The organism is Clostridioides sp. ZZV15-6598 (assembly GCF_020657705.1).
Lineage (GTDB): Bacteria > Bacillota > Clostridia > Peptostreptococcales > Peptostreptococcaceae > Clostridioides > Clostridioides difficile_F.
The window spans coordinates 1-7,680 of sequence record NZ_JAGWCS010000166.1 but is presented as its reverse complement, the minus strand read 5'-3'; the positions used below and the strand labels follow the sequence as shown (position 1 = coordinate 7,680).

Sequence of the window (7,680 nt, the reverse complement as noted above, 5' to 3'; positions counted from 1 at the left end):
ATTTTATCTAATCCCAATTGTTTTGATAATTTATTATAATTATTTATACTTAATAATACTTCATTATTATATTCAAGCATAGAAAAACTTAATTCCTTATAATCATATTCTTTTATTGTATTTCTAATTTCTTCTAATTCTTCATATTCTTTATTATTATCATCTTCTGAGAAATATGAGTAAACCATTGGAAAATTATCTTTAGATGATTTACCTTGCGAAGTTACAAGCGTTGAAGTTGTTGTAAATGCTACTAAAGTGCCAGATAAAAGTATTGTCATTAAAAACAATAATCTAGAATTATCTTTCATCTTATATACTAAATTACTTATAAGTAACATATTTATTTTATTTTTATAAAACTTCTCTTTATTTTTCATATGCTTTAATATTAAAATGCTAAACTGAGAAAAAAATAAAAACGTTCCTAGAGTAATCAACATTGCTATCATGTACATACCACCATTTATATTTAACTTATTACCAAATAGTATCATAACATATCCTATCATAAGACATACTATACCAATTACTCCAAATAATTTTGAAGGTTTTATATCTTTTTTAGGTTTCTTTGTACCTACTAAAAGTTCAAAAACATTATTTTTATTTAACAATTTTAAGCTAAGTGGTCCTGTTATTAAAAACAACAACATAAAAGATATAACTGTCATTAGTATCGCTTTTATTGGAAAGTAACTTTCTGTCAAGTTCATATAAAATACTTTACCTAAATACAATAAAAATAACTTAGACATGGATAGCCCTAAAAGTATTCCTAATATTATTGCTAATAATCCTATCATTAAATTTTCAATCAATATCAATCTTTTCAGTTGTTTATTACTCATTCCAATTATCATCATAACTCCAAAATCCCTTAATCTAGATTTTAAGAAATTTCCTAAAGAATACAATATAAAAAGCAGACTAAATCCTAATATTATTAATTCTGAAATCATAAGAGCCATAAATGCAGTAGAACCACTTTGGATTCCAGAATCCGTTATAATTGGATGAAACATAGATACTGCAAATACAAAAAATATCATTATAGAAAAAATTGAACTTAAAAAATACGCTAAATATGCTCTAAAATTTCTAATTATATTATTATAAGCAAATCTTCCAAAAGTCACTACCTTACACCCCCTATTTGAGACAAGACAGATAGTATTTTATTGTAAAAAGAAGTATTTGTGCCTGATTTCTTTATCTCTGTATATATACATCCATCCTTTATAAAAACGACTCTATCTGAATGGCTTGCACTATATGCTTCATGAGTTACCATAAGTGTAGTTACATTTTGTTCTCTGTTTATCTTAGTAAATAACTCTAAAACATCATTAGTGGATTTCGAATCAAGATTTCCTGTTGGTTCATCTGCAAGAAGTAATGATGGCCTATTTATAATTGCTCTAGCAATTGCACACCTTTGAGCTTGTCCTCCTGAAATCTCATAAGTTCTTCTATCTAAAATTTTATCAATACCTAAAAATTCAGATATATTTTTAGTTTCACTGTTCATTTTTTTAACATTTCTACCATCTAGTGTAAGTGGCAACATTATATTTTCACCAACTGTCAAAGTATCAATCAAATTAAAATTCTGAAATACAAAACCAAGTTCTTTTCTTCTAAATTCAGCTAATTTTTCTCCTTCTAATTTACTTGTATCCTGTCCATTTAATATGACTTGACCTTCACTCTGCTTATCAATTGTAGATATTATATTTAAAAGAGTAGATTTGCCACTTCCAGATGGACCCATAACAGCTACAAATTCGCCTTTTTCTATATTTAAATTAATACTATCTAATGCTTTATATGGAACTTTTCCATAATATGTTTTTGATATATTTTTAATACTTAATATGTTCATTTTATATTCTCCATTACTTTTTTATTTTTACTACAGTAATATATTATCGTGAATATATCATTTTAACCATAAAAATACCCTAACAATTAACTTACATATTTGTAAGTTAGTTATTAGGGTATAAACAAACTAATCAGTATTAATAATTAATTTAACTAAAATTTTAGAAGCTTTTCAAATTCACTAAGCACCATCGGTTTAGCAAATAAATAACCTTGAGCCTTGTCGCATCCTATTTCTTTTAAAAACTCTACTTGCTCATTGGTTTCTACACCTTCACATATAACTTTAATATTAATCGCTTTTGACATTTCTACTATCTTAGAGATAATAATTTTTCCACGTTTTGTATCTGTTGTTTCAATTAGAAAACCTCTATCTAATTTTAAAATATCAAAAGGAAGGTCCTTTAACAGATTCAAGGATGAATATCCTGAGCCAAAATCATCCATTGATATAAGAAATCCTATCTTTTTAAGCCTCTTAATTATATCAATCAATATATTTAAATTATCAAATACAATACTTTCTGTTAATTCAAGTTCTATAAACTTAGGAGATATATTATACTTATTTATCAATTCAGTAATATTCTCTATAAAATTATCTCTATGTAAATGAACTCTAGATATATTCACAGAGATTGGCACAGGGTTATAACCTTTGTTTAGCCACTTTCTCAAGGTCTTACATACTTCTTCAAATACAAACATATCAATATTTACAATGAAACCATTTCTTTCAAATAAAGGTACAAAATCTACAGGTGAAATAAATCCTATGTCTGAATTATTCCATCTTATTAGAGCTTCTGCTCCCTCAATTTCATTTCCATCATTTAAACTGTATTTTGGTTGATAATATACTACAAACTCTCCTTTTTCTAAAGCTTTATTCATACTATCTTCCAATTTCTTTTCTCTATATAATCGATTTCTTGTATCTTCATTAAAAAATGAATATGAATGCTCATACTTCTCTTTTTTTGTTTTTGCAGCAATATTTGCTCTATCAATTAACAAGTCAATTTTTTGTATATCATCATTTATATTTATCTTATATATACCACTTGACATAACAATTTTATATTTTGACGAATTACTAGTACTTAAATTGCATATTTCATTATTTATTTTAGATAGTCTATTTAAAAGGTCAGCATCAGTATTGCAAGAAAGCAATAATATAAAATGGTCATTATCCATTCTAGCACAAAGTTCATATTTGTTTGTATTGTGTTTTAAAACATTTGCAATATGTACTAATATCTTATTTCCTTCAGCATAACCAAACATCTCATTTATGTATTTAAATTTATTAACATCTAATTGAACTAAGTAAAAATCATCCTTATAATAATTATGTAAAATATATATAGAATCTTTTTTAAATTTTTCTTTGTTTTTTATTCCACTTAAGGAGTCATAATAAGCTAACTTTTTAAGTTGTTCTATTAGTGTAACATTACTTAATTTCCACAATATCAAAAATATTAATACATAGAAAAATAACTTGATTATAAAATCAATTATCAAGCTTTTAAAGTTCTTAAAAACATCACAACTTGAAATTAACGTCCAATCAGTTCCTTTGATACTCGTATATCTTGCACTATACAACTTCCAATCATCCCATGATAAAAACCCACCTTGACGTTTCTCATCTATATTTTTTAAAATTTCATTTTTACTGGTCCCTATAATATTTCCTTCTACATTAAATATATTTGTCTTATTATATACATAGTCTTTATTTTGATGAGAAATAATGGTATAGTTTTTATCTACCATTAAAAATTTAATAGAATCATCAGAATTACTTCTACTTACTATCTTATTTACATCTTGAAAATAAAATGAAGCAAAAATAGTTCCAGTTACTTCATCATTTTTTATAATAGGTACACATATAATAAATACTTTATCCCCTGTAACCTTACTAACTGTAATGTCAGAAATCACCATTCTTTTTGTTTCTAATACTTTCTGAAAATGTGTTCGGTCTTTTATTGTCCCAATCCTTTCTCTATATGTACTTGAAGTATTCCCTTGTGCATCAGTTATTCCAAGCATAAAAAGGTTATATTGTTTTTGATAAGGTCTTAATAGCTTGCCTTTTTCAATTAGAGAGATTTTGTCATTAGAAAATCTATCATCTTTACTAAGAGCTTTTAATAAGGATGCATTGACACTTAAATAATTTTCTAATTCTCTTTTTGAGGCTTCAATCATATTTTTAGAAGCAACCTCCATAGAATTACTTGCATATATAATTGTACTTGTAAAATCAATTAAAATTAATAACATCAATAAAATTAATATATACCTAAAAACTAATCCATCAAATATTTTTTCTCTTTTTCTCATATTTAAACACCATTAATTATACTATTGTAATACATACTCAGTCGGCTTTTTAATAACTTGTGACATTACTCTATGTGAATAATCCAAAAGTATTCTTTCTTTAAATTTATATGAATCCTGTATAAAGGATTCATAATTTAAAACTGGCACATTTGATTTTTCAATTTTATATAGGAATGGACTATATTCTAATGATGGAATATTATTTTTTAAGTAATTTGTACTTGCTTCATCTAAAATGCTTACATTTTCAATATCTGTTGTACCAATATATGTAACAGTTATATCCAAAATATTCTTTTTAGGTATAAGTTCTAATGTCAAGTTTGATAACTCTGATTCTGCCAACCACACATTATTACCCCCTTATAAAATCTTTATTCGATATTATTTTACCATAATTAAGCAAAATTATGTTGTTTCGTAGCAAATATTACAATAATAACTGTGACTTTATTATATAATTTCCAAAAAAAATACCAAGCTAGAAATTATTCTAACTTGGTATATTTAATTTGTAAATTAAGCATTAACTTTTGCTTTTAAATATTCATCTATTGAAGCTGCTGCAGTTTTACCAGCACCCATTGCAGATATTACTGTTGCTGCTCCAGTAACAGCATCTCCACCTGCAAATACACCTTCTTTAGAAGTTTGACCACTTTCATCTGTTATTAAGCATCTTCTCTTATTTATATCAAGACTCTTTGTTGTAGAAGATATTAATGGATTTGGACTTGTTCCAAGTGACATGATAACTGTATCTACATCAAGTACAAATTCAGAACCTTCTATTTCTATAGGTCTTCTTCTTCCAGAATCATCTGGTTCTCCTAATTCCATTCTTATACAAACCATTCCTTTAACATATCCATTTTCATCTACTAAAATTTCTTTAGGATTTGTCAATGTGTTAAATATAATTCCTTCTTCTTTTGCATGATGTACTTCCTCAGCTCTTGCTGGAAGCTCTTTTTCACTTCTTCTATAAACTATATAGGATTCTGAACCTAATCTTAGTGCAGTTCTAGCAGCATCCATAGCAACATTTCCACCACCAACTACAGCAACTTTTTTACCAGAACTAATAGGTGTATCATAATCATCTCTGTAAGCTTTCATTAAGTTTACTCTAGTTAAAAACTCATTTGCAGAAAATACTCCATTTGCATTTTCTCCTGGTATATTCATAAACATTGGAAGACCAGCTCCTGAACCTATGAATATAGCTTCAAATCCTTCATCTTCTATAAGTTCATCTACTGTTATTGTTTTACCAACAATTACATTAGTTTCTATTTTTACACCTAATTTTCTTATATTATCTATTTCAGGTTGAACAACAGCTTGTTTTGGAAGTCTAAATTCAGGTATTCCATAAGTTAAAACTCCACCTGGTTCATGCATTGCTTCAAATATTGTTACATCATACCCTTTTTTAGCTAAATCACCAGCACAAGCAAGACCTGCTGGTCCACTTCCTATTACAGCTACTTTTTGATTTTTCTTAGGTTCTGTATCAGATAAGTTTATATCATTTTCTTTTGACCAATCTGCTACAAATCTTTCTAATTTTCCAATTGATACTGCATCTGATTTTATTCCAAGTATACATACACCTTCACATTGACTTTCTTGTGGGCATACTCTACCACACACAGCAGGTAGCGAACTACTCTTAGCTATTACTTTAGCAGCACCTTCTATATCATCTTCTTTAACTTTTGTTATAAATCCTGGGATATCAATTCCTACTGGACATCCACCTACACATTTTGGTTTTTTACATCCTAGACATCTATTAGCTTCTTCTATAGCTTCTTCTTTATTGTATCCTAAACATACTTCATCAAAATTTGTTGCTCTTACAGCAGGTTCTTGTTCTCTAACTGGTACTTTTACTTTTTTAGCATCCATTATTTGTTACCTCCACATCCACAATTACTATGATGATGACTATCGCCTTCTTCAAGTTTTAGCATAGCTCTTCCTTCTTGAGTTTTGTACATAGATTGTCTTCTCATTGCTTGGTCAAAATCAACTAAATGTCCATCAAATTCAGGACCATCTACACATGCAAACTTAGTTTCATCTCCAACACTAACTCTACAACCACCACACATACCTGTTCCATCAATCATTATTGTATTTAAACTTACTACAGTAGGTATGTTTAATTCTTTAGTCAATTGGCACATAAATTTCATCATTATCATTGGTCCAATTACTATTGCTTGGTCATATTTTTTACCTTGATTATCAACTAAATCTTTTAATAGATCTGTAACTCTTCCATCAAATCCATATGTTCCATCATCTGTTGATATGTATACATTTTTAGCTACTTTTCTCATATCGTCTTCTAATATGATTAATTCTTTAGTTCTTGCACCAATTATTACATCTACATCTAATCCATTATCTTTAAACCATTTAACTTGTGGATACACTGGAGCAGAACCTACTCCACCAGCTACAAATAGGATTTTTTTATTTTTTAATTCTTCTATATCTTCATGTATGAATTCACTTGCTTGTCCTAGTGGTCCTACAAAATCCATTACAAAATCGTTTTCTTCAAACATTGCTAATTTTTTAGTTGAAGCACCAACTGTTTGGAATACGATAGTTACTGTTCCTTTTTCTCTATCATAATCAGCTATTGTAAGAGGAATTCTTTCTCCCTTTTCGTCATTTTTAATTATTATAAATTGACCAGGCTGAGAAGATTTTGCAACTCTAGGAGCCTCTATTTCCATCAAATAAATACTATCTGTTAATTGTCTCTTACTAACTATTTTATTACTCATCTCGCTATTCTCCATTCTAACAAATATATTTTTCCCACTTTAAATTTAATTAAAACATAAACACACAAAACTATAACTCTAATTATAATACAATATTAGTTCTTGATTAAATGTTTTGTATTGGACATCCCCCCTGTAAAATAATTATAACTGCCCAAATTACAAATAGTTGATATTAACAAATTACTTTTAAAATCCAACAAATATTAAAACCTATATTATACGTATAATTTGTTATAGATTTAACCTAATACACACTTAAAGTATACTATATTATGCCAAATTTGTAACAAAAATTTTATAAATACATAATAAATTTTTTTTATTCAATTATTTGTTTAATAAATTAACCTAGGTTTTCATAATAACTCAGATTTCTTTAAAAACTAAACGTGTATAAGGCTTTAATCTATTGCAATACCAGCTTTTATATAAACTAAAATATACTCTTATTTTATTATATATCTAAAATTTTTAATATTCATTAATTATTTGAATTTTTATATAAAATTTTTATATTTTCTAAAGATTTATTTACTTATGTAATAATTTATAATAATATTAATTTATAAAGTTAATAATTATTATGAATACACATAAAAATAATTAAAAATAGGAG

General features: G+C 26.8%; 6 protein-coding genes. All 6 read right to left on the bottom strand.

Features of this window, described 5'->3' with window-relative positions:
- Positions 1–1,139: FtsX-like permease family protein (locus KGF50_RS19275; RefSeq protein WP_227849560.1), on the bottom strand; the 1,139-nt coding region annotated here is incomplete at its 3' end.
- Positions 1,139–1,885: an ABC transporter ATP-binding protein gene (locus tag KGF50_RS19270; RefSeq protein WP_227849559.1), complete on the bottom strand. Its 747-nt coding sequence runs from the start codon at positions 1,883–1,885 to the stop codon at positions 1,139–1,141. The genes KGF50_RS19270 and KGF50_RS19275, both read right to left, overlap by 1 nt.
- 155 nt (positions 1,886–2,040) lie before the next feature.
- Positions 2,041–4,251 carry an EAL domain-containing protein gene (locus KGF50_RS19265; RefSeq protein ID WP_227849558.1) on the bottom strand — a complete coding sequence of 737 codons (2,211 nt, stop codon included), beginning with the start codon at positions 4,249–4,251 and terminating at the stop codon, positions 2,041–2,043.
- Positions 4,252–4,272: 21 nt separating this feature from the next.
- Positions 4,273–4,605 (bottom strand): hypothetical protein, encoded by a 333-nt coding sequence (locus KGF50_RS19260; RefSeq protein ID WP_227849557.1) that lies wholly within the window; start codon positions 4,603–4,605, stop codon positions 4,273–4,275.
- Between the two features lie 168 nt (positions 4,606–4,773).
- Positions 4,774–6,168 (bottom strand): NADPH-dependent glutamate synthase, encoded by a 1,395-nt coding sequence (gltA, locus tag KGF50_RS19255; protein WP_227849556.1) that lies wholly within the window; start codon positions 6,166–6,168, stop codon positions 4,774–4,776.
- On the bottom strand, positions 6,168–7,061 hold the full coding sequence (locus tag KGF50_RS19250; RefSeq protein WP_227849555.1) for a sulfide/dihydroorotate dehydrogenase-like FAD/NAD-binding protein: 894 nt from the start codon (positions 7,059–7,061) through the stop codon (positions 6,168–6,170). Before KGF50_RS19250 ends, gltA begins: the two co-directional genes overlap by 1 nt.
- Positions 7,062–7,680: the final 619 nt, after the last annotated feature.

Bases quoted from the DNA above. Each gene is read 5' to 3' on its own strand.
- KGF50_RS19270 (WP_227849559.1), bottom strand. From the start codon at position 1,885: ATGAACATATTAAGTATTAAAAATATATCAAAAACATATTATGGAAAA.
- KGF50_RS19265 (WP_227849558.1), bottom strand. From the start codon at position 4,251: ATGAGAAAAAGAGAAAAAATATTTGATGGATTAGTTTTTAGGTATATA.
- gltA (WP_227849556.1), bottom strand. From the start codon at position 6,168: ATGGATGCTAAAAAAGTAAAAGTACCAGTTAGAGAACAAGAACCTGCT.
- KGF50_RS19250 (WP_227849555.1), bottom strand. From the start codon at position 7,061: ATGAGTAATAAAATAGTTAGTAAGAGACAATTAACAGATAGTATTTAT.